The organism is Pseudomonas sp. AA-38, from assembly GCF_029457475.1.
In the GTDB taxonomy this organism is placed as follows: Bacteria; Pseudomonadota; Gammaproteobacteria; order Pseudomonadales; family Pseudomonadaceae; genus Aquipseudomonas.
The window spans coordinates 3,158,868-3,179,215 of sequence record NZ_CP120359.1 but is presented as its reverse complement, the minus strand read 5'-3'; the positions used below and the strand labels follow the sequence as shown (position 1 = coordinate 3,179,215).

The 20,348-nt window shown below is 64.0% G+C and carries 20 protein-coding genes; 10 read left to right on the top strand and 10 right to left on the bottom strand.

Features of this window, described 5'->3' with window-relative positions; translation table 11 throughout:
• Positions 1 to 31 precede the first annotated feature (31 nt).
• The 6 genes from PVE35_RS14580 to PVE35_RS14555 all read right to left on the bottom strand — a co-directional run bounded on the left by PVE35_RS14580 (position 32) and on the right by PVE35_RS14555 (position 6,439).
• Complete coding sequence (locus PVE35_RS14580; protein ID WP_277372208.1) at positions 32 to 739, bottom strand: 4'-phosphopantetheinyl transferase superfamily protein; 708 nt, start codon at positions 737 to 739, stop codon at positions 32 to 34.
• A 396-nt stretch (positions 740 to 1,135) separates the two neighbouring features.
• Complete coding sequence (locus tag PVE35_RS14575; protein WP_277372207.1) at positions 1,136 to 2,158, bottom strand: AbrB family transcriptional regulator; 1,023 nt, start codon at positions 2,156 to 2,158, stop codon at positions 1,136 to 1,138.
• A complete protein-coding gene (locus PVE35_RS14570) occupies positions 2,142 to 3,662 on the bottom strand; it encodes a tripartite tricarboxylate transporter permease (protein ID WP_268183013.1) in 1,521 nt (506 codons plus the stop codon). The genes PVE35_RS14575 and PVE35_RS14570 overlap by 17 nt, the downstream gene beginning before the upstream one ends.
• Before the next feature lies 1 nt (position 3,663).
• Entirely contained in the window at positions 3,664 to 4,107 is a 444-nt protein-coding gene (locus PVE35_RS14565; protein ID WP_268183015.1) for a tripartite tricarboxylate transporter TctB family protein, read from the bottom strand.
• Between the two features lie 61 nt (positions 4,108 to 4,168).
• Positions 4,169 to 5,146 (bottom strand): tripartite tricarboxylate transporter substrate binding protein, encoded by a 978-nt coding sequence (locus PVE35_RS14560; RefSeq protein WP_268183017.1) that lies wholly within the window; start codon positions 5,144 to 5,146, stop codon positions 4,169 to 4,171.
• A 30-nt stretch (positions 5,147 to 5,176) separates the two neighbouring features.
• Complete coding sequence (locus tag PVE35_RS14555) at positions 5,177 to 6,439, bottom strand: OprD family porin (protein ID WP_277372206.1); 1,263 nt, start codon at positions 6,437 to 6,439, stop codon at positions 5,177 to 5,179.
• Between the two features lie 231 nt (positions 6,440 to 6,670).
• Between PVE35_RS14555 and PVE35_RS14550 the strand changes: the two genes are divergently transcribed.
• Both PVE35_RS14550 and PVE35_RS14545 read left to right on the top strand, forming a co-directional pair.
• Positions 6,671 to 7,342, top strand: coding sequence for a response regulator (locus tag PVE35_RS14550; protein WP_268183022.1), 672 nt, complete (start codon positions 6,671 to 6,673; stop codon positions 7,340 to 7,342).
• Entirely contained in the window at positions 7,339 to 8,739 is a 1,401-nt protein-coding gene (locus tag PVE35_RS14545; protein ID WP_268183024.1) for a sensor histidine kinase, read from the top strand. Before PVE35_RS14550 ends, PVE35_RS14545 begins: the two co-directional genes overlap by 4 nt.
• An 81-nt stretch (positions 8,740 to 8,820) precedes the next feature.
• Here PVE35_RS14545 and PVE35_RS14540 read toward each other — a convergent pair whose 3' ends face one another.
• From PVE35_RS14540 to PVE35_RS14530, 3 genes are all read right to left on the bottom strand, one after another.
• Positions 8,821 to 9,576, bottom strand: coding sequence for a transporter substrate-binding domain-containing protein (locus PVE35_RS14540; RefSeq protein ID WP_277372205.1), 756 nt, complete (start codon positions 9,574 to 9,576; stop codon positions 8,821 to 8,823).
• Between the two features lie 65 nt (positions 9,577 to 9,641).
• Complete coding sequence (locus tag PVE35_RS14535) at positions 9,642 to 10,478, bottom strand: HDOD domain-containing protein (RefSeq protein WP_268183028.1); 837 nt, start codon at positions 10,476 to 10,478, stop codon at positions 9,642 to 9,644.
• 46 nt (positions 10,479 to 10,524) lie between these two features.
• Positions 10,525 to 11,466 carry a folate-binding protein YgfZ gene (locus PVE35_RS14530; RefSeq protein ID WP_277374889.1) on the bottom strand — a complete coding sequence of 314 codons (942 nt, stop codon included), beginning with the start codon at positions 11,464 to 11,466 and terminating at the stop codon, positions 10,525 to 10,527.
• A 184-nt stretch (positions 11,467 to 11,650) separates the two neighbouring features.
• On the opposite strand from PVE35_RS14530, the gene PVE35_RS14525 reads away from it, so the two are divergent.
• Positions 11,651 to 11,905 (top strand): succinate dehydrogenase assembly factor 2, encoded by a 255-nt coding sequence (locus PVE35_RS14525; RefSeq protein ID WP_268183030.1) that lies wholly within the window; start codon positions 11,651 to 11,653, stop codon positions 11,903 to 11,905.
• The gene (locus tag PVE35_RS14520) at positions 11,889 to 12,338 is read left to right on the top strand and encodes a protein YgfX (RefSeq protein ID WP_277372204.1); all 450 of its coding nucleotides are present in this window, start codon (positions 11,889 to 11,891) and stop codon (positions 12,336 to 12,338) included. The genes PVE35_RS14525 and PVE35_RS14520 overlap by 17 nt, the downstream gene beginning before the upstream one ends.
• Here PVE35_RS14520 and nadB read toward each other — a convergent pair.
• Complete coding sequence (gene nadB / locus PVE35_RS14515) at positions 12,310 to 13,938, bottom strand: L-aspartate oxidase (RefSeq protein WP_277372203.1); 1,629 nt, start codon at positions 13,936 to 13,938, stop codon at positions 12,310 to 12,312. The two genes, PVE35_RS14520 and nadB, sit on opposite strands and share 29 nt — an antisense overlap.
• Positions 13,939 to 14,307: 369 nt before the next feature.
• On the opposite strand from nadB, the gene rpoE reads away from it, so the two are divergent.
• From rpoE to lepA, 6 genes are all read left to right on the top strand, one after another.
• On the top strand, positions 14,308 to 14,889 hold the full coding sequence (gene rpoE, locus PVE35_RS14510; protein WP_268183036.1) for an RNA polymerase sigma factor RpoE: 582 nt from the start codon (positions 14,308 to 14,310) through the stop codon (positions 14,887 to 14,889).
• 30 nt (positions 14,890 to 14,919) lie between these two features.
• Positions 14,920 to 15,492 carry an RseA family anti-sigma factor gene (locus PVE35_RS14505; protein ID WP_268183038.1) on the top strand — a complete coding sequence of 191 codons (573 nt, stop codon included), beginning with the start codon at positions 14,920 to 14,922 and terminating at the stop codon, positions 15,490 to 15,492.
• 15 nt (positions 15,493 to 15,507) lie between these two features.
• Complete coding sequence (locus tag PVE35_RS14500; protein WP_268183039.1) at positions 15,508 to 16,452, top strand: MucB/RseB C-terminal domain-containing protein; 945 nt, start codon at positions 15,508 to 15,510, stop codon at positions 16,450 to 16,452.
• Positions 16,449 to 16,895 (top strand): SoxR reducing system RseC family protein, encoded by a 447-nt coding sequence (locus PVE35_RS14495; protein ID WP_268183042.1) that lies wholly within the window; start codon positions 16,449 to 16,451, stop codon positions 16,893 to 16,895. Before PVE35_RS14500 ends, PVE35_RS14495 begins: the two co-directional genes overlap by 4 nt.
• A 41-nt stretch (positions 16,896 to 16,936) precedes the next feature.
• Positions 16,937 to 18,352, top strand: a complete 1,416-nt coding sequence (locus tag PVE35_RS14490) for a DegQ family serine endoprotease (RefSeq protein ID WP_268183044.1) — start codon at positions 16,937 to 16,939, stop codon at positions 18,350 to 18,352.
• A 192-nt stretch (positions 18,353 to 18,544) separates the two neighbouring features.
• Entirely contained in the window at positions 18,545 to 20,344 is a 1,800-nt protein-coding gene (gene lepA / locus PVE35_RS14485) for a translation elongation factor 4 (protein ID WP_268183046.1), read from the top strand.
• Positions 20,345 to 20,348: the final 4 nt, after the last annotated feature.

The following is a 20,348-nucleotide window of genomic DNA, read 5'->3' as shown; positions in this document are numbered from 1 at the left end:
CCCCGTAGGGTGCGCCGCGCGCACCGCTTATCTATCCGGTCGCCACTGCCACCAGGCTCAGCACCTTGCCCTCGAACAGGGCGAACTGGCCGTCCAGCTCGGCGCCATGCCGCCATTCGTGGTTCAGGTCGGTCAGCAGGTGCAGACGTGCGCTGTCCTTACCGATATCCAGCAGCTCGGCGTCGTGGAAGTAGAAGCGCGTCAGGGTCAACGGGTAGAGCGCCTTGAACAGGCTTTCCTTGAACGAGAAGGTCAGGCTGATGCGCAGGGCGCGGGCGTCGTCGTCGAGGCCGTGCAGGCGCTGTTGCTCGTCCGGGGTGAGGATTTCGCCTTGCAGGCGCAGCGCTCGCTCGACCGGCAGCAACTGCTCCACGTCCAGACCGATGCCACGCCACTGCGTCTGGTGCGCCACCAGCGCAGCGGCCCAGCCATCGCCGTGGGTGATGGAGCCGGCCACACCCAGCGGCCATTGCGGCGCGCGGTCGCTGCCCACGGCCGGCACGCTGGCCTGGCCGGTCAGTCTGCGCAGGGCCTCGCGCGCGCACAGCCGGCCTGCCAGGTACTCGCTCTGACGCTTGGCCACGCCCGGCACCGGGGTGATGCCGCAGCGCTGGAAGTCGTCGGCGTGCAGCCGGGCGGGGTCGAAGCGGGTGCTGATCAGGTGGCTGCCAGCCAGGGGGCGAGGCAGTGGGTCATGCGCGTCGAGCGCGGTGCAGCAGGCGGGGTGATGGTCGTTCATGGGCCGGCATTGTGCCGCGACGGGAACTCGCCAGTCATCCTCCGTTTACATTTCTTTGCAGGCGGCAACAAAGATAAACGGACGTTCGTTCCGCTTTTTGTCACACTCATCCGGCATTCACAAAGAATGCAGGTGAGGTTGTAGCAGGTGCCCTGCACCGGCTTTTTCTCCAGGTTCGAGAACGGTAGTCCTGTTGGGCTGCCGTTTTTTTTGCGGCATCAAAAAAAGAGCCCGCACGAGGCGGGCTAAGCGTGGTTCTTGCACCAGAGCTTGAATAACGGCTCGGTGAGGACATCACCGGCAACAGCCTTAACGCCGCAGGCGTTTCCAGCGATCGCCGTGCTGCCAGTCTTGGCATGGCCCGGCGGGCTACTCGCTGGCGCTCGTGAGGCCGCCCTACGCGTGGTTCTTGCACCAGAGCTTGAATAACGGCTCGGCGAGGAACATCACCAAAAACAGCCGCAGTACCTGTAGTGCGGTGACCAGCGCCACCGACAGTTGCAGGGCTTCGGCGGTCAGGCACAGTTCGGTAATGCCGCCGGGCATCATGCCCAGCATCAGCGACAGGTGATCTTCGCCGGCCAGCCAGCCTAGCGCTTCGCCGAGCAGGGCGGCGGTGAGCATGGCCAGCAGGGTGAAGGCCAGTACGCGGGCGAGAAAGCTCGGTGCGCTGCGGAAGAAGGCACGGTCGAAGTGGCAGCCCAGGGCGCAGCCGATCAGCCACTGGCCGAACTGGCCGAGGCCCGCCGGCAGCCCCAGGTGCAGGTCGAAGCCAGCACTGGCCACGGCGCAGACGGTCAGTGGGCCGAGCATCCAGGGGTTGGGCTGTTTCAGGCGGCTCCAGAGCATCGCCAGCACGGCGCCGGCTGCCAGCAACACGGCGAGCCAGGCCCAATCCACGGGCGCGCGTGTTGGCGCGGGAACGGCCGGCAGGCTCCAGGTAAACAGGGCAGGGATCAACAGCACCACCAACAGCAGGCGCAGGCTGTGGGCGGCCGCGACACGGGCCGGTTGTGCATCGTGGCGCAGCGCCAGGTTGACCATCTCGCTGGCGCCACCGGGCATGCTGGCGAAGAAGGCCGTGGCGCGGTCGACGCCGGCACGGCGCAGGATGGCAATACCGATCAGGCTGAGCAGGGTGGTGCCGATGGCACCCATGACGATCACCGGGAAATGACTGATGACCTGTTCCAGCACTTCGCTGGTGAAGTGCAAGCCGATGCCGCTGGCCACCAGCCATTGGCCGGCCTTGCGCCCGCCCGGCAGTTCACTGAAGGCGCGGTTGGCCAGGCAGCGCACGAGGATCACCGCCAGCAAGGAACCGACCATCCACGGCAAAGGCCAGCCGGCAAGGCTGGCCAGGTAACCGCCGACCGCACCGGTCAGCGGCGTTACCCACAGGTCACGCGGTAGCGGCATCAGCCTGTGCCTTGCGTTGCTTGCGCCGACGCATCCAGCGGATGCCTGGCAGTGCCAGCATCAGCACGGTCAGGCCCCACAGCGCCAGGGTGATCGGGCTGCTCCAGAGGATCGACAGCTCACCAGCGGAGATCGACAGGGCGCGGCGCAGGTTGTCTTCCATCATCTCGCCGAGGACGAAGCCGAGGATCAGCGAGGACAGCGGGAAGTCCAGCTTGCGCAGGATGTAGCCGAACACGCCGAGCAGTACCATCAGCACCAGGTCGAAGGTGGTGCTGTGCACGGCATACACGCCTACCAGGCTGACGGCGGTGATGGCCGGCACCAGGATCCAGTTCGGCACGGCTAGCATGCGCGAGAACAGGCCGACCAGCGGAATGTTCATCACCAGCAGGATGATGTTGCCGATGAACAGCGAGGCGATCAGGCCCCAGACCACATCCGGTTGCTGCTCGAACAGCAGCGGGCCCGGGGTGATGTTGTACAGGGTCAGGGCGCCGATCATCACCGCGGTGGTGCCCGAGCCGGGTACACCGAGGGTCAGCATGGGGATCAGCGAGCCGCACGCCGAGGCGTTGTTGGCGGCTTCCGGCGCGGCCAGGCCACGCAGGTCACCCTCGCCGAAGCGGCCCTTGTCGCCGGCCATGCGCTTCTCGGTCATGTAGGTCATGGCACTGGCGATGGTGGCGCCGGCACCCGGCAGGGTGCCGATGACGAAGCCGGTCAGGGCGCTGCGGATCATGGTCCAGAAGGCGAAGCAGAATTCCTTGAAGTTGAACAGCAGACGACCGCTGGCCTTCACCGCTGCCTGACCGGTGTGGGTCTTCTCCAGCATCAGGAGGATTTCGCTGACGCTGAACAGGCCGATCACCACGATGACGAACTGGATGCCGTCGGACAGGCTGACGCTGTCGAAGGTGAAGCGGTATACGCCGGTGGTCGAGTCCACGCCGACGGTGGCCAGGGCCAGGCCGATCAGCGCCGACATCAGGGTCTTGACCGGCTTGTCGCCGACCATGCCGCCGAGGCAGGCGATGGCGAAGACCATCAGCACGAAGTATTCGGCCGGGCCGAAGGCCACCGCCCATTTCGCCAGCAACGGGGCGAACAGCACCACGCCGCAGGTGGCAATCATGCTGCCGATGAAGGAGCTGACTGCGGACAGCGACAGGGCGATGCCGGCCTTGCCCTGACGTGCCAGCGGGTAGCCGTCGAGGGTGGTCATGATGGCTGCGGCGTCGCCCGGCACGTTGAGCAGGATGGCGGAAATACGGCCACCGTATTCGCAACCCAGGTACACGGCGGCGAGCAGGATCAGCGCGGTTTCCGGTGGCAGGCCGAGGGCGAAGGCCAGCGGCAGCAGCAGCGCCACGCCATTGATCGGGCCCAGGCCCGGCAGCAGGCCGACCACGGTGCCGACGAAAGCGCCGAACAGCGCCACCAGCAGGTTCTGCGGCTGCGTGGCGACGCCAAAGCCCTGCATGAGGAAGTTAAGGGTTTCCATTTCAGCTCTCCACGAAGGCTTCAAGCAGGCCGAGCGGCAGGGGCACGTCCAGCAGCAGATCGAACAATACGTACAGCAACACGCCCATCAGCACAGCGCTGATCAGGCAGGGAACGAGGCGGCCGGTGAACAGCAGACCGAGCAGGAAGGTCGACAGGGCCGTGCTGAGTACGAAGCCGAGGGGCTCGAAGGTCAGCGCATAGACCAGCAGTACGGCGATGCACAGGGCGCTGCGCAGGGCGGTGGGAATATCCAGGCGTTGATCGAGCATGCCAGGCTTGAACACCAGCCACAGGCTGCCGGCGCCCATCAGGCCGAGCAGCAGCAATGGGTAAGCGCGCGGGCCGACCGGGTCGTAGGCGAAGGGGGCCTGGAAGCCCCAGGCGACGACAGCGAGCCAGGCGCACAGCAGCAACCAGATCGCGGAGAACAGGCGGACGTACATGGAGATTTACCTCAAGGGCTGCGGCCGCCAGAGGGCGGCCGAGCACGGGTTGCGCTGAGTGTTACTGGATCAGACCGAACTCGCCGGCCAGGGCCTTGTAGTCCTGCACCTGCTTGTGCACGAAGGCGTCCAGTTCTTCACCGGTCATCGACAGCGGGAACAGGTCACGCTGTTCGCGCAGGGTGGCGAAGTCGTCGCGGGCCAGCATCTTGTCGAACTGGCCTTTCCACCAGTTGAAGTCTTCGTCGGGTACTTCCGGGCCCATGTAGAAGCCACGGATCACCGGCCAGCTGATGTCGAAGCCCTGTTCCTTGGCGGTGGGGATGTTGGACAGCTTGCCCGGCAGGCGCTCATCGGACAGCACGGCGAGGATGCGCACCTTGCCGGCAGCCAGTTGCGGGGTCACTTCACCGAGGCCGCTGGAGGTCACCTGGACGTGGTTGCCGAGCATGGCGGTGAGGGTTTCACCACCGCCCTCGAAGGCGACGTAGCGCAGGTTCTTCGGGTCGATGCCGGCAGCACGGGCGATCAGCGCGGTTTGCATCCAGTCCTGGCCACCGATGGTGGCGCCGGCGCCGAATACCACGCTGCTCGGGTCTTTCTTCAGCGCATCGACCAGGTCGTTGAGGGTCTTCCAGGGCGCGTCTTCACGCACGGTGATGGCGCCGTAGTCGGTGCCGATGGCAGCCAGCCAGCGCACGGCATTTTCGTCGTAGCGACCGAACTTGCCCTGAGCCAGGTTGAGCAGCGAGCCCGAGGAGAAGGCGGTGATGGTGCCCGGATCCTTGGCGCGCTGAGCAACCACGGCGTTGTAGGCCACGGCGCCGACGCCGCCCGGCATGTAGGTGACGCGCATCGGCGCCTTGAGCAGGCCGCTGTCCTTCAGGCCGCTCTGGGCCAGCTTGCAGGTCAGGTCGAAACCACCACCGGGCTTGGCCGGGGCGATGCACTCGGGGCGCTTGGGCTCGGCGGCCAGCAGTTGGCCGGCGAAGGCCAGGCAGGCAGTCGCCAATGCGGCGCGGGTCAGCATGGATTTCATGTTTTCAGTCCTCGCAGGGCTTGTTGTTGTTTACCAGATCGGCAGGGTGTAGCCGACGATGATGCGGTTCTCGTCCGCGTCGCGGGCGAAGTCCGAACGGAAGCTGGCGTTGCGTACGCGCACGTAGAGATCCTTGAGCGGGCCGTTCTGCACCACGTATTTGAACTCGATGTCGCGTTCCCATTCGCCACCACGATCATCGCTGCCGGCAATCTGCGCATCGTCGCCGCGGATGTAGCGGGTCATGAAGGTCAGGCCGGGCACGCCAACGCTGGCGAAGTTGTAGTCGTAACGGGCTTGCCAGGAGCGCTCGTCGGCGTTGGCGAAGTCGTTGATCTGCACGAAGTTGACCAGGAAGGGGTCGCTGCCGTCGATGTAGGCGTAGCCGGTGTCGCCGCCCATTTTCTGGAAGCCCAGGCCGAACTTGTGGCTGCCCAGGCCGTAGCTGAGCATGGCGTTGAAGGCCTGGTTGTCCACCTTGCCGGCGTTCGCTGCACCGCTGTCGCGGCTGACGATATAGCGCACATCGCTGCTCAGGGTGCCAGTGCCGAGCTGGTGGCTGGTGAGCAGGCCGAAGAAGTGCTGGTTGTAGATGTCGTCGAGGTCGGCGAAGTAGTAGCGGCCGGTGATGCCCTTGGCGAACTGGTAGTCCAGGCCGGCCAGGTCGAGGTGGTCGGCTTCGACACCGCCGGCGAAGCGGCGGTTCTTGCTGTTGAGCAGCATCTTCTCGGAGTTGGTCGAAGCACGGTCGATCACCTTGTCCAGGCGACCGCCGGTGAAGGTCAGGCCTTGGAGTTCGGAGGAGGTCAGCAGGCCGCCCTCGAATACCTGCGGCAGCAGGCGGCTGTCGCTGGCCTTGACCACCGGCAGCTCCGGCACGTGCGAGCCGTAACGCAGTTCGGTGGCGGAAATCTTCACCTTGGCGGTGGCGCTCAGGCGGCTGAATTCGTCGGGGGTGCCACCATCGTCCTGCACGGGCAGCAGGTCGGTGCCAGCGCGTTTCTTGTCCGAGTCGAGCTTGATCCCCAGCAAGCCCATGGCATCCAGGCCGAAGCCCACGGTACCTTCGGTGTAGCCGGATTTCATGTCCAGCCACAGACCCTGGCCCCATTCTTCGCGCTTGTTCTGGCCGTCGAACTGGCGGAAGTCACGATTGAGGTAGATGTTGGTGGCAGTGAGGCTAGCGCTGCTGTCTTCGATGAAGGCGGCGTTGGCCAGGGAGGAGGTAGTGGCGGCAATGGCCAGGCAAAGCAGACGTACAGGCGGCAGGGCCTGACGAGAGGCATGCAACATGGTGTGGTGTCTCCGGTTCTTGTTCTTGTTGCGTATTCGCACCACTGCGATCACGCTCAGGCAGGTGGTTCGAGCCACCTTCTGGCGATGCTAAGAGGGCAAGCTTTCAACAGCCTTTCAGTTGCGCAAGTTTTTTCCGTTTGTTTCGTGCTCTGGCATTTGGGCGATTCACAGCGCCTCGCCTGGCGCTAAACTGCGCGCCTTGAACGAGCGAGTGGTGGGAGAGAAAGCGTGCGGATTCTGCTGGTCGAAGACCATCCGCAGTTGGCGGAAAGCGTCGCCCTGGCGCTGAAAGGGGCCGGTTGGACGGTGGACGTGCTGCATGACGGCGTGGCTGCCGATCTGGCCCTGTCCAGTGAGGAGTATGCGCTGGCGATCCTCGATATCGGTTTGCCGCGCCTCGATGGCTTTGCCGTGCTGGCACGCCTGCGCGACCGCGGTCAGACCCTGCCGGTGCTGATGCTGACGGCGCGTGGCGAGGTCAAGGACAGGGTGCATGGCCTCAACCTGGGCGCCGACGACTATCTGGCCAAGCCTTTCGAGCTGTCCGAGCTGGAGGCGCGGGTCAAGGCGCTACTGAGGCGCAGCGTGCTCGGTGGCGAGCAGGTGCAGCGCTGTGGCGCGCTGGCTTATGACCTGGGGGTACGTCGCTTCACCCTCGATGGCGAGATGCTCAGCCTTACTGCCCGCGAGCAGGCGGTACTGGAGGCGCTCATCGCCCGGCCTGGGCGGGTGATGAGCAAGGAACAACTGGCGGCGCAGGTATTCGGCCTGGATGAGGAAGCCAGCCCCGATGCCATCGAGATCTACGTGCACCGCCTGCGCAAGAAGCTCGAGGGCGGTGCGGTGCGCATCGTCACCTTCCGCGGCCTGGGCTATCTGCTCGAAGCGGTCGACGCATGATACGCGGTGGCAGCCTGCGCGGCCGTCTGCTGCGGCGCCTGGCGGTGCTGCTCGGGGGGATCATGCTGGTCAGCGCCTGGAGCGCCTACTGGAGCGCCCGGCAGGCCGCCGACACCGCCTATGACCGCACCCTGCTGGCCTCGGCGCGTGCCGTGGCCGATGGCCTGTATGCCGACGGCGGCAAGCTCAAGGCCAGCGTGCCTTATGTGGCACTGGATACTTTCGCCTACGACAGTGCCGGGCGTATCTATTACCAGGTGATTGACCCGCAGGGACAACAGCTTTCCGGCTACGAGGATCTACCACCCACGCCGCCCGGCACTCCGCGCACCAATGACTATCCGGCGCTGGCCCACTTCTACGATGCGCTCTACCGCGGTCAGGGCGTGCGCGTGGTCAGCCTGCTGCAGCCAATCAGCGAGCCGCAGATCAGTGGCATTGCCGAGATCCGTGTGGCCGAGACCCAGGGCGCGCGTGAGCGCATGGCGCGCGAGCTGCTGGTCGGTACGCTGTGGCGCATGGGTTTGCTTTCGGTGAGTGCGCTGCTGTTGGTATGGGTGGCGATCAACCTGGCGCTGCGCCCGCTGGAGCCACTGCGCCGGGCAGTGGCCGAGCGGGCCAGCGATGATCTGCGGCCCTTGCCCGATGCTGGCATGCCGCGCGAGGTGATGCCCCTGGTGGAGGCGTTGAATCAGTTCAACGAACGCCTGCGTGGCCTGTTCGAGCGTCAGTCGGCCTTCATCGCCGATGCCGCCCATGAGCTGCGCACGCCGCTGGCAGCGCTCAAGGCGCGCATTGCCCTGGGGTTGCGTGCGCAACAAGCAGAGGATTGGCGGGCGACCCTGGAGCAGGCCGCCGAGCAGAGCGACCGCCTGACCCAGCTCGCCAACCAGTTGCTGTCCCTGGCGCGCATCGAGAGTGGGGCGCGGGCCATCGCCGAGGGCGGCGCGCAACATATTGATCTCAGCCAGCTGGCGCGTGAGCTGGGCATGGCCCTGGCGCCGCTGGCGCATGCTCAGGGCGTTGCCCTGGCACTGGAGGCCGAGGAGTCGGTATGGGTCGATGGCGAGCCGATGCTGCTCAACGAGTTGCTCAACAACCTCATCGACAATGCTCTGGCGCATACCCCCGTGGGTGGCAACCTGGTTCTGCGCGTGTTGGCGCCTGCCGTACTGGAGGTCGAGGACGACGGCCCGGGTATTCCGAGCGAGGAACACGACAAGGTGTTCGAGCGTTTCTATCGGCGCGGTGCGCAGGGCGGTGGTGCCGGCCTGGGGCTGGCCATCGTCGGCGAGATCTGCCGAGCTCATCAGGCGCGCATCAGTCTGCATCAGGTGGTGCCGCACGGCTTGCGGGTGCGGGTCGAATTTCCCCCGTCATCAGGGGCCGAGTCTTAGCAGGCCGTTGAAAAACTACCTCGGCTTTGGCTTCCAGCGTCGCTCTACCTCCTGCATCCCTGCAGTCGTTGCCTACGTTTTTCAACGGCCTGTCAGCGGCTGCTTGATCTCCATCAGGTAGCGGGCAATCTTGCCACTGCGGCGCAACTGCGCCAGCCCATGGTTGAAGCGCGCCATGCGTTCGGCGTTGCCGGGCACGCGGCGCGAGAGCAGCAGGTGCAGGCTGTCACTGCGCAGAGGCTGCGGGTGAAAGCTCAGGCGTTGCACGTCGGCGCTGTCGAAGCGATGGTAGAGCAGGTCGTAGGCGACCACCTTGTCCAGTGCAAAGAGATCGATGCGTCCGGCCAGCAGTTGCCGCAACCCCTGTTCGTCACTATTGACATAGCTGACCTGCAAATCACCGACCGCCTCGGCGTTGCGAAAGGCCTCGCCGTAGTCGTAGCCGCGTGTGGCGGCAATGCGCAGCCCACGCAGATCCTGGACGTCGCGCCAGTCGAAGGGGCGTTCCTTGAGGTGGAAGAGCTGGTAGTGGGTTTCGATCACCGGGTCGCTGACGTAGAAGCGTTCTTCGCGCTCCTGGCTCGGTAGCCAGACAGCGCTGCCGTCACGCTGGCCGTCGGCGGCCATCTTCAGTGAGCGTGCCCAGGGGTGGAATTCCCATTGCACTTCGATGCCTTCGAGGGCGAAGGCCTCGGCGACGATGCGCGAGGCGATGCCCTTGTGTGGCAGCTCGGCGCCGAGGTAGGGCGGCCATTGGCCGTTGGTCAGGCGGATACTCTCGGCAGCCTGGGCACTGGCGAACGACAGAAGCATGAGCAGAACGAGCAAGCGGTGCATGGCGCTACATCCCTGAGCGATGTCGTTCGAGTGTAGAACTGCTTCGCCAGCCTTGGCCAATGTCTTTATTGCAGCATGCCCATGGCCGCTTCCATGGCGGCGGAAAGGTCTTCGTCGGCCTGCATGTCGACGTTCGGGTCGAGGCCGAGTTTGCTGAAGGCGGGGATCTTGCTCCAGTCCAGCAGGGTGTAGGGGTGTTCGCTGCCCAGGTAGCTCTGCAGGGTGGCGACCTGGACGATGTCGACGTAGTCCGCCTTGGCCGAATCACGGCTGAAGTCCAGATACTGGCTCGGCACCAGCGCGATGGGCTCAGGGAACTCCCAGGTGCGCAGGATCTTGTCGCCGATGATCGGGTGAATCTGCTCGATGACGTGGTTGAGGCTGATGGAATCGGCCAGCAACTCGTTGTGCTCCTCGGCATAGGTGAGGATCGGCAGCACGCCGATCTGGTGCACCAGGCCGGCGAGGGTGGCCTGATCCGGCATCAGGCGGGTGTAGTGGCGGCACAGGACATGGCAGATGCCGGCGATCTCGGTGCTCTTGTTCCACACTTCACGCATCTTGCGGTCGACCACGTCGCTGGTGGCCTGGAACATCTGCTCCATGGCCAGGCCGGTGGCCAGGTTGCAGGTGTAGTTGATGCCTAGGCGGCTGACTGCCATCTGCAGGTCGGTGATTTCCTTGCTGCTGCGCAGCAGCGGGCTGTTGACCACCTTGATGATGCGTGCGGTCAGGGCGGCGTCGTTGCCGATCACCTTGCTGATCTGCGGGATGCCCACGTCCGGATCCTCAGCCGCTTCACGCACCTTCAGGGCTACCTCAGGCAAGGTGGGCAGTACCAGCTCATCGTTCTCGATGGCGTAGATCAGTTCCTGTTGAACTTTTTCGGCAAGCTTGCTCATTCACGGGCTCTCTTAGGCGAACCGATAGGGCGCCAGGGAAGTGTAGTCAGCGCTGGATTTCCTTGTCGGCGTCCAGCTCGTAGGGCAGATCGAGGAGGGTCAGGCGTGGGCCGTCATTCGCACCGAGGTGGATGCGGCCATCGTTAACAGCATCTTCCTGCAGCACGGCGAGCAGTTCCACCTCGTCGTCGCTGCGCGCCGCCAGCACCACTTCGCCGACACTGGAGCCATGCACCGGCGAGAACAGCTCGCTGGCGATGGCAGGCACCTCGCTGCCTGGCAGGGCGAGGCGCTGCAGGCGACGCTTGAGCTTGCCCAGGTACTGCATGCGCGCGACGATTTCCTGGCCGGTGTAGCAGCCTTTCTTGAAGCTTACGCCGCCCAGGGCCTGCAGATTGATCATCTGCGGGATGAACAGCTCGCGGGTGGCACCGAAGACCTGGCCGATGCCGGCGCGAATCTGCGCCAGCAGCCAGGCGTTGAGCGGCGCCTGCGGTAGATGGGCGGCGAGGTGGGCCTGTACCTGCGCTGCGGTGTCGGCCGGTGCCCAGAGTTCGGCGCGGCCATCGCTCAAACGTATCCCAAGGAATTGCCCGGCACCGGCCAGCGAGTCACTGGCAGCGCCCAGGTGCAGGCCGAGCTCGCTTAGCGCGGTGTCACCGCCGGCCAGGCCAAAGCGAACCCAGGCGGCGCTTTCATCGCTGAGCCTGGATTTGGAGAACACGGCGTACTTCTGCAGGTCGGCTTGCTGCGACTCGATCAGCTCACGGGCCATGGCCAGCAGGTAGCCGTCTTCCACCGGCACGATGCGAAAGCTCGACAGCATGCGGCCCTTCGCTGTGCAGCGGGCGCCGAGGCTGGACTGGCTGGCGGACAGGTAGTTGAGGTTGCAGGTCAACTGGCCTTGCAGGAACTTGGCGGCATCGGCGCCGCGCACGGCCAGCAGGCCTTCGTGGTCGAGGAGGGTGAAATACGCGCTATCGGCCATGGTGTACATCGAATCGCTGGAGAGAATCAGGGGGCTCATCATAAGAGCAGCCGCAAGCCTCAAGCTACAAGCTTCAAGCAAAAGCGTGGAAAAAGCCCGGCATCTTCAACTTGCGGCTTGCGGGGGGCGGCCATCCGTCTTGCAGCTACTGTTATACTGCGCCCTCGTTCTAGGAGTGCGTTGCATGATCGAGCAAAGTGAATTGAATCGCCTGTTCTGGCATAGCCGTCGCGGCATGCTGGAGCTGGATGTGTTGCTGGTGCCTTTCGTTCAGGAGGTCTATCCGGGCCTGGATGCCGAGAATCAGGCGCGCTACCGCAAGCTGCTGGAGTGCGAGGATCAGGACATGTTCGGCTGGTTCATGCAGCGTGGCGAGCCCGAGGATGCCGACCTGCGCCAGATCGTGCGCATGATCCTGGATCGTGTCCAACCCAAGTGATGCCTTCGAGTGCCGTTGGCAGCCATCCCGTGCGCTGCTGAGGCTCTACCTGGTCGTCCTGGCGCTGGCTGTGCTGGCGCCCTGGCTGGCGGCCATCCCCCTCTGGTGCCAATGGCTGGTTTGCCTGGCCTGTCTGGCTCATGCCGTCTGGGTCTTGCCGCGGCAGATCCTGCTGTCTTCACCTGCGGCCTTTTGCGGTTTGCGCCGCGAGGCCGAGGGCTGGCAGCTCTGGTCGCGTGGTGCCGGCTGGCAGGCGGTGCAGTTGCGCCCCGATAGTCTGGCCTTGCCGCTGGTGGTGGTGCTGCGTTTTCGCCTGGCAGGCGAGCGCGTCACGCGCAGCCTGTGCATCCCTTTTGACGCCCTGGCGCCCGAGCAGCATCGACGCCTGCGTTTGCGCCTGAAATTCAGCCGTCGTCGCTGGGCTGCCCCATAGCTGGGGTGAGGATGGTGTCGCGCGCCTCGGGCAGTAGTTCGGGATAATCCAGGGTGTAGTGCAGCCCTCGCGATTCCTTGCGCTCCATGGCCGAGCGGATCATCAGTTCGGCGACCTGAGCCAGGTTGCGTAGCTCGATCAGGTCGCGGCTGACCTTGTAATTGCTGTAGAACTCGTCGATCTCGTCCAGCAGCAGGCGCACGCGGTGCTGGGCGCGCTGCAGGCGCTTGTTGGTGCGCACGATGCCCACGTAGTCCCACATGAAGCGGCGCAGCTCGTCCCAGTTGTGGGCGATGATCACGTCTTCGTCGGAGTCGGTCACCTGGCTGGCATCCCAGCAGGGCAGGTTGTTGGGCATGGTGATGGTGGTCAGTTGCTGAACTATGTCGGCGCAGGCCGAGCGCGCATAGACGAAGCACTCGAGCAGGGAGTTGCTGGCCATGCGGTTGGCGCCGTGCAGGCCGGTGAAGCTGGTTTCGCCGATGGCATAGAGGCCGGGCACGTCGGTGCGCCCGTGCTGATCCACCACCACGCCGCCGCAGGTGTAGTGCGCGGCCGGCACCACGGGGATGGGCTGGCGGGTGATGTCGATGCCGAAGCCCAGGCAGCGCTCATAAACGGTGGGGAAGTGGCTCTTGATGAATTCGGCTGGCTTGTGGCTGATGTCCAGATATACGCAGTCGATCCCCAGGCGCTTCATCTCGTGGTCGATGGCGCGGGCGACGATATCCCGTGGAGCCAGTTCGGCGCGGGCATCGAAACGCTGCATGAAGCGTTCGCCGTTGGGCAGCCTGAGCAGGCCGCCTTCGCCGCGTACCGCTTCGGTGATCAGGAAGCTCTTGGCCTGAGGGTGATACAGGCAGGTGGGATGGAACTGGTTGAACTCCAGGTTGCCCACCCGGCAGCCGGCGCGCCAGGCCATGGCGATGCCGTCGCCGCAGGCGCCGTCGGGGTTGCTGGTATAGAGGTAGACCTTGGCCGCGCCGCCGGTGGCGAGAACCACGAAGCGGGCGGCGAAGGTGTCCACTTCGCCGCAGGCGCGATCCAGTACATAGGCGCCCAGGCAACGGTCGCCATCCAGGCCGAGCTTGCGTTCGGTGATCAGATCCACCGCGACCCGTTGCTCCAGCAGCTCGATGTTGGGTCGCTGGCGCGCCTGTTCCAGCAGGGTGTTGAAGATCGCCGCGCCGGTGGCATCGGCGGCGTGGATGATGCGCCGATGGCTGTGGCCGCCCTCGCGGGTCAGGTGAAACTCGAAACCACCGTCCTCGCGTGCGGTCTCATCGTCGCGCGTGAAGGGTACGCCCTGGTCGATCAGCCACTGGATGGCTTCGCGACTGCGCTCCACGGTGAAGCGCACGGCTTCCTCGCGGCACAGGCCTGCGCCGGCGTTGAGCGTGTCAGCGACATGGGATTCGACCGTGTCGGTGTCATCCAGTACGGCGGCCACACCGCCCTGTGCCCAGTAGGTCGAACCATTGGCCAGAGTGCCTTTGCTCAGCACTGCGATGCGCAACTCGGCAGGCAGGGTGAGGGCGAGGGTAAGGCCGGCGGCACCGCTGCCGATGACCAGAACGTCATGCTGGAAGTGTTGGCTCATGGATCCATTCCGCGTGGAAGCGGGGCCTAGTATATAGAGCAGGGCAGCGGCACAATAGCCGGCTTATGACCGACCGCTGGGGTCGGGAACTTTTTTAGTCGCTAAGGTTCCAAACCAGGTCGCTCATAGAACAAAGAGCGCGTTTGCGTGTGCCTGCATCGGCTAGCTGGATGGATGCAGAAATTAGCAGCGATACGATTATTTGCGCAGCCGGAAAAGGGTTCCGCTTGCGCCTTTCCGCGCAGAGAACAACTCACTCTGCGGGAAGCTTGCTTGGAGGGGAGAACTTTTGTCTAAGGCCCGAGTCTATGGAGACAAGCTGATTGGCTTGCGGGTGCCAGCCCCCTCTGAGCTTCATGAGGAGAGTGCATGCTAACCCAGGAAGATGATCAGCAACTGGTCGAACGAGTGCAGCGTGGTGACAAGCGTGCCTTCGATCTGTTGGTGTTGAAGTATCAGCACAAGATCCTTGGCTTGATCGTGCGTTTCGTGCACGACACTCACGAGGCTCAGGATGTCGCTCAGGAGGCCTTCGTAAAGGCGTACCGGGCGCTTGGAAACTTTCGCGGTGACAGCGCGTTCTATACATGGCTGTACCGCATCGCCATCAATACGGCGAAGAACTATCTGGTGTCCCGCGGTCGGCGGCCGCCAGATAGCGATGTGAGCAGCGATGACGCGGAATTCTACGACGGCGACCATGCCCTCAAGGATATCGAGTCACCTGAGCGGGCCATGCTGCGCGACGAGATCGAAGCCACCGTGCATCGAACCATTGCCCAGTTACCGGATGATTTGCGAACGGCACTGACTTTACGTGAATTTGAAGGTCTTAGTTATGAGGACATTGCCAGTGTCATGCAGTGTCCGGTCGGTACCGTGCGGTCGCGGATTTTCCGGGCGCGCGAAGCCATAGATAAGTCCCTGCAACCCCTGTTGCAGGAAGCTTGAGGCAGCGGCGACAGCCAAGAGAGGAACACCATGAGTCGTGAAACCCTGCAGCAATCGCTGTCCGCGGTGATGGATAACGAAGCGGATGAATTGGAACTTCGGCGTGTGCTCGCCGCCAGTGAGGACGGCGAGCTGCGCGGTACCTGGGCGCGTTATCAGGTAGCGCGTGCCGCCATGCACAAGGAATTGCTGGTTCCGCAATTGGACATCGCCGCAGCCGTGTCTGCCGCTCTGGCCGATGAAGCTGTGCCGGTGCGCAAGTCGTCCCTGTGGCGCAACGTGGGCCGTGTCGCAGTTGCGGCTTCGGTGACCGTCGCTGTGTTGGCAGGCGTACGTCTGTACAATCAGGACGAGTTGACTGGCGGCCAGGTGGCTCAGCAGAGTGCTGCGCCTGCGCTGGTTCAGCCGCAAGTGCAAGGCCCTGCACTGCTGGCCGGTTACACCACCGAGGAGCCTGTGGTCGAGGCCAGCGAGATGGGCTCTGCTAGCTGGCATGAACAGCGTCTGCCGTCCTACCTGCGTCAGCATGCGCAACAAGCGGCAATGGGCGCGGGTGAAACCGCACTGCCCTATGCACGCGCTGCCAGTCTGGAAAATCGCTAACCGCTAAGGAATCACATGCGCGCGATCCCTCTTTACCTGCTCAGTGGCCTGTTGGCTCTGCCGGTGCAGGCTTCCGAGGTACAAGACTGGCTCAAGCGCCTCACCGAGGTGGAGCAGCAAAGCTTTCAAGGCACTTTCGTCTATGAACGCAATGGTAGCTTCTCCACCCATCGGGTCTGGCATCGGGCAGAGCCTGGGGGCTCGGTTCGCGAGCATCTGGTGCAGCTCGATGGGCCGGTGCAGGAAGTTTACAAGGTCGATGGTCAGATCCAGTGCATGAGTGGTGGCCTGGCTGATCAGGTCAGTGATGGCCAGGCCTGGCCGGCGCGTGATCTGCAGGCGACGTCACTCGGTGAGTGGTATGACATGCGCGTGGTAGGTGACTCGCGCGTGGCTGGGCGTAAGGCCGTGGTCTTGCTACTGACGCCAAAAGATCAGTACCGCTATGGCTTCGAGCTGCATCTGGATCGTGAAACGGGCCTGCCACTGAAGTCCTTGCTGCTCAGCGAGAAGGGGCAGTTGCTCGAACGTTTCCAGTTCACCGAACTGAGTACTGCCGCGCCCAGCGATGCCGCTCTGGCAGCCAGCGCCGACTGTCAGGCCGTGCGCCTCAAGACGGCGGATGCGATGGCCAGTGATGTCTGGCGTGCGGACTGGTTGCCGCCAGGTTTTGCCCTTACCTCGGCGCAGTTGCGCCACAGCGAGTTCTCCGATGCGCCAGTCGCCTACCTGATGTATGGCGATGGTCTGGCGCGCTTTTCCGTTTTCCTCGAGCCACTGCAGGGCGCGGCTGCCGACGACGTTCGCAGCCAGCTCGGGCCAACCGTTGCCGTGTCGCGACGCATGACCACCAACGAGGGTGATGTCATGGTCACCGTGGTTGGAGAGATTCCGTTGGGCACTGCCGAGCGCATTGCCCTGTCGATGCGTACTGGAGCGGGCGAACAGGCTGCGCGATGATCGAAGAGCAGGGGCGTGTGGTAGCGGTCGAGCCGGGCGTGGTCTGGGTTGAAACGCTGCGCAAGAGCACCTGCTCGGCTTGTTCGGCCAACGTAGCTTGCGGTCAGGGTTTGATGGAGCGCCTGGGCGTCGGTCGTCAGCGCGGTTACGTGCGCGCATTGTCTTCCCTCAATCTGGCCGTGGGCGACGCGGTAGTCATCGGCGTGCGCGAAGAGCTGCTGGTGCGCAGTTCACTGTTGGTCTATCTGTTGCCCCTGCTGGGGCTTTTGGCTGCTGCCGTGGCGGCCGAGCACCTTGGCTTCACCGAGCCTTGGGTGATCTTCTCTGGCCTTTGCGGCCTTTTCCTTTCCTGGCTGCTGGTGCGCTGGCGTGCGTGCCGCGTGGCCGATGATCCGCTTTTGCAACCTGTTGTACTACGCGCGTCGCTGGCCGCAGGTCCGTGATTCCTCGCGCGTATTTTCTTCTGCAGCTGGAGTCGTAGCCAATGAGAAATATCAAGTCCGTTGTGCCGTTGCTAATGGCCGCCTTGCTCTGGGGGCAGAGTCTGGTGGCGAATGCCGATCTGCCTGACTTCACGCCCCTGGTGGAGGAGGCCTCGCCGGCGGTGGTGAACATCAGTACGCGACAGAAGGTGCCCGAGCGCGCCATGGCAGGGCAGCCTGGCCTGCCCGATCTGGAAGGCCTGCCGCCGATGTTCCGTGAGTTCTTCGAGCGCAGCATTCCGCAGGCGCCGCGCCGCCCGGAACGTCAGCGCGAAGCGCAGTCGCTGGGCTCGGGCTTCATCATCTCGCCCGATGGCTACATCATGACCAACAACCATGTGGTCGCCGATGCCGACGAGATCATCGTGCGTCTGTCCGACCGCAGCGAACTGGAAGCCAAGCTGGTGGGGGCCGATCCGCGCAGCGACGTGGCCCTGCTCAAGGTCGACGGCAAGAACCTGCCGACCGTACGCCTGGGCAAGTCGGAGGATCTCAAGGTCGGCGAGTGGGTGCTGGCCATCGGTTCGCCGTTCGGCTTCGATCACTCGGTGACTGCCGGTATCGTCAGTGCCAAGGGGCGCAGTCTGCCGAGCGACAGCTACGTGCCATTCATCCAGACCGACGTGGCGATCAACCCGGGTAACTCCGGTGGCCCGCTGTTCAATCTCGAGGGGGAAGTGGTCGGTATCAACTCGCAGATCTTCACTCGTTCCGGCGGTTTCATGGGCCTGTCCTTCGCCATTCCCATCGATGTGGCCATGCAGGTTGCCGATCAGCTCAAGGCTGGCGGCAAGGTGACCCGTGGCTGGCTGGGTGTGGTGATTCAGGAAGTGAACAAGGATCTGGCCGAATCCTTCGGCCTGGACAAGCCGGCCGGTGCCCTGGTCGCGCAGGTGATGGAAGGCGGCCCGGCTGACAAGGGTGGCCTGCAGGTAGGTGACGTGATTCTGGCGCTCAATGGTGAGCCGATCATCATGTCGGCCGATCTGCCGCATCTGGTAGGCGGTCTCAAGCCGGGCGAGAAGGCCGTGCTCGACGTGGTGCGTGACGGTTCGCGCAAGAAGCTCGACGTCACCATTGGCACGCTGCCGGAAGAGGGGCAGGAGCTGACTGCCAGTGGTGAGGCGGTCGAGCGCAGCAACAACCGCCTGGGCGTCACCGTGGTCGAACTCACGGCCGAGCAGAAGAAGGGGCTGGATCTCAAGGGTGGCGTAGTGGTCAAGGAAGTGCTCGACGGCCCGGCCGCAATGATCGGTCTGCGTCCGGGGGATGTGATCACCCACCTAAACAATCAGGCCATCGACTCCACCAGCACCTTCAACAAGGTGGCTCAGGATCTGCCGAAGAACCGCTCGGTGTCGATGCGCGTGTTGCGCCAGGGCCGTGCCAGCTTCATCACCTTCAAGCTGGCCGAGTAAGCCTGCACGCTGTTGTCGTTTCGCGCGTGGCTTGCGTCGAAACGGCAACAGCCCCCAGCAAGGGCGCTTTCGAGCGCCCTTTGCATGTCTGCCGGGCGGTGCGCCAAGCGTGACGCAGGCGTGAGGGATCGGGTACAATCCGCGGCTATTTTCGGCAAGCGTATTGCCTGTGCCCTCTTCGAGTGTTGATCTGTGAGTGACCTGAGTCATATCCGTAACTTTTCCATCATTGCCCACATCGACCACGGCAAGTCGACCCTGGCGGATCGTTTCATCCAGATCTGCGGCGGCCTGTCCGAGCGGGAAATGGAGGCCCAGGTGCTGGACTCCATGGATCTGGAGCGCGAGCGTGGCATCACCATCAAGGCGCACAGCGTCACCCTGCATTACAAGGCGCAGGACGGTAAGACCTACCAGCTGAATTTCATCGACACCCCCGGCCACGTCGACTTCACCTATGAAGTCAGCCGTTCCCTGGCGGCCTGCGAAGGCGCGCTGCTGGTGGTAGACGCCGGCCAGGGCGTCGAGGCGCAATCGGTCGCCAACTGCTATACCGCCATCGAGCAGGGCCTGGAGGTCATGCCGGTGCTGAACAAGATGGACCTGCCCCAGGCCGAGCCGGAGCGGGTCAAGGACGAGATCGAGCACATCATTGGCATCGACGCCACCGATGCCGTGCCCTGCAGCGCCAAGAGCGGCATGGGCGTGGAGGACGTGCTCGAGCAGCTAGTCAAGGTCATCCCGCCGCCCACCGGAGAGATCGAGGCACCGCTGCAGGCGCTGATCATCGATTCCTGGTTCGACAACTACCTGGGGGTGGTGTCGCTGGTGCGCGTGCGCCATGGCCGCATCAAGAAGGGCGACAAGGTGCTGGTCAAGTCCACCGGCAAGGTGCACCAGGTCGACAGCGTCGGCGTGTTCACCCCCAAGCACACCGCCACCGAAGACCTCAAGGCCGGTGAAGTGGGCTTCATCATCGCCGGCATCAAGGACATTCACGGCGCGCCGGTGGGCGACACCCTGACCCTGTCCAGCACCCCGGACGTGGACATGCTGCCCGGCTTCAAGCGGGTCAAGCCGCAGGTCTATGCCGGCCTGTTCCCGGTCAGCTCCGATGACTTCGAGGATTTCCGCGAGGCCCTGCAGAAGCTGACCCTCAACGACGCCGCGCTGCAGTACGAGCCGGAAAGTTCCGACGCCCTGGGCTTCGGCTTCCGCATCGGCTTCCTCGGCATGCTGCACATGGAGATCATCCAGGAGCGCCTGGAGCGCGAGTACGACCTGGATCTGATCACCACCGCGCCGACCGTGGTCTTCGAGGTGGAGCTCAAGAGCGGCGAGGTGGTCTATGTCGACAACCCGTCCAAGCTGCCGGATCTGGCCTCGATCGCCGACATGCGCGAGCCGATCGTGCGCGCCAATATCCTGGTGCCGCAGGAGCATCTGGGCAACGTCATCACCCTGTGCATCGAGAAGCGCGGTGTGCAGCGCGACATGCAGTTCACCGGCAATCAGGTACAGGTTTCCTACGATCTGCCGATGAATGAGGTGGTTCTGGACTTCTTCGATCGGCTGAAGTCGGTAAGCCGTGGTTATGCGTCGCTCGATTACAGCTTCGACCGTTTCGAGTCGGCTAATCTGATCAAGCTCGATGTGTTGATCAACGGCGAGAAGGTGGATGCCCTGGCACTGATCGTGCATCGCGACAAGGCGCACTACAAAGGCCGCGCCCTGACCGAGAAGATGAAGGAACTGATTCCCCGGCAGATGTTCGATGTCGCCATCCAGGCGGCCATCGGCGGCCAGATCGTGGCCCGTACCACGGTCAAGGCACTGCGCAAGAACGTATTGGCCAAGTGCTACGGTGGTGACGTCAGCCGTAAGCGCAAGCTGCTGGAGAAGCAGAAGGCCGGTAAGAAACGTATGAAACAGGTGGGCAGTGTGGAGATTCCGCAGGAAGCCTTCCTTGCCGTACTGAAAGTGGATAGCTAAGGCT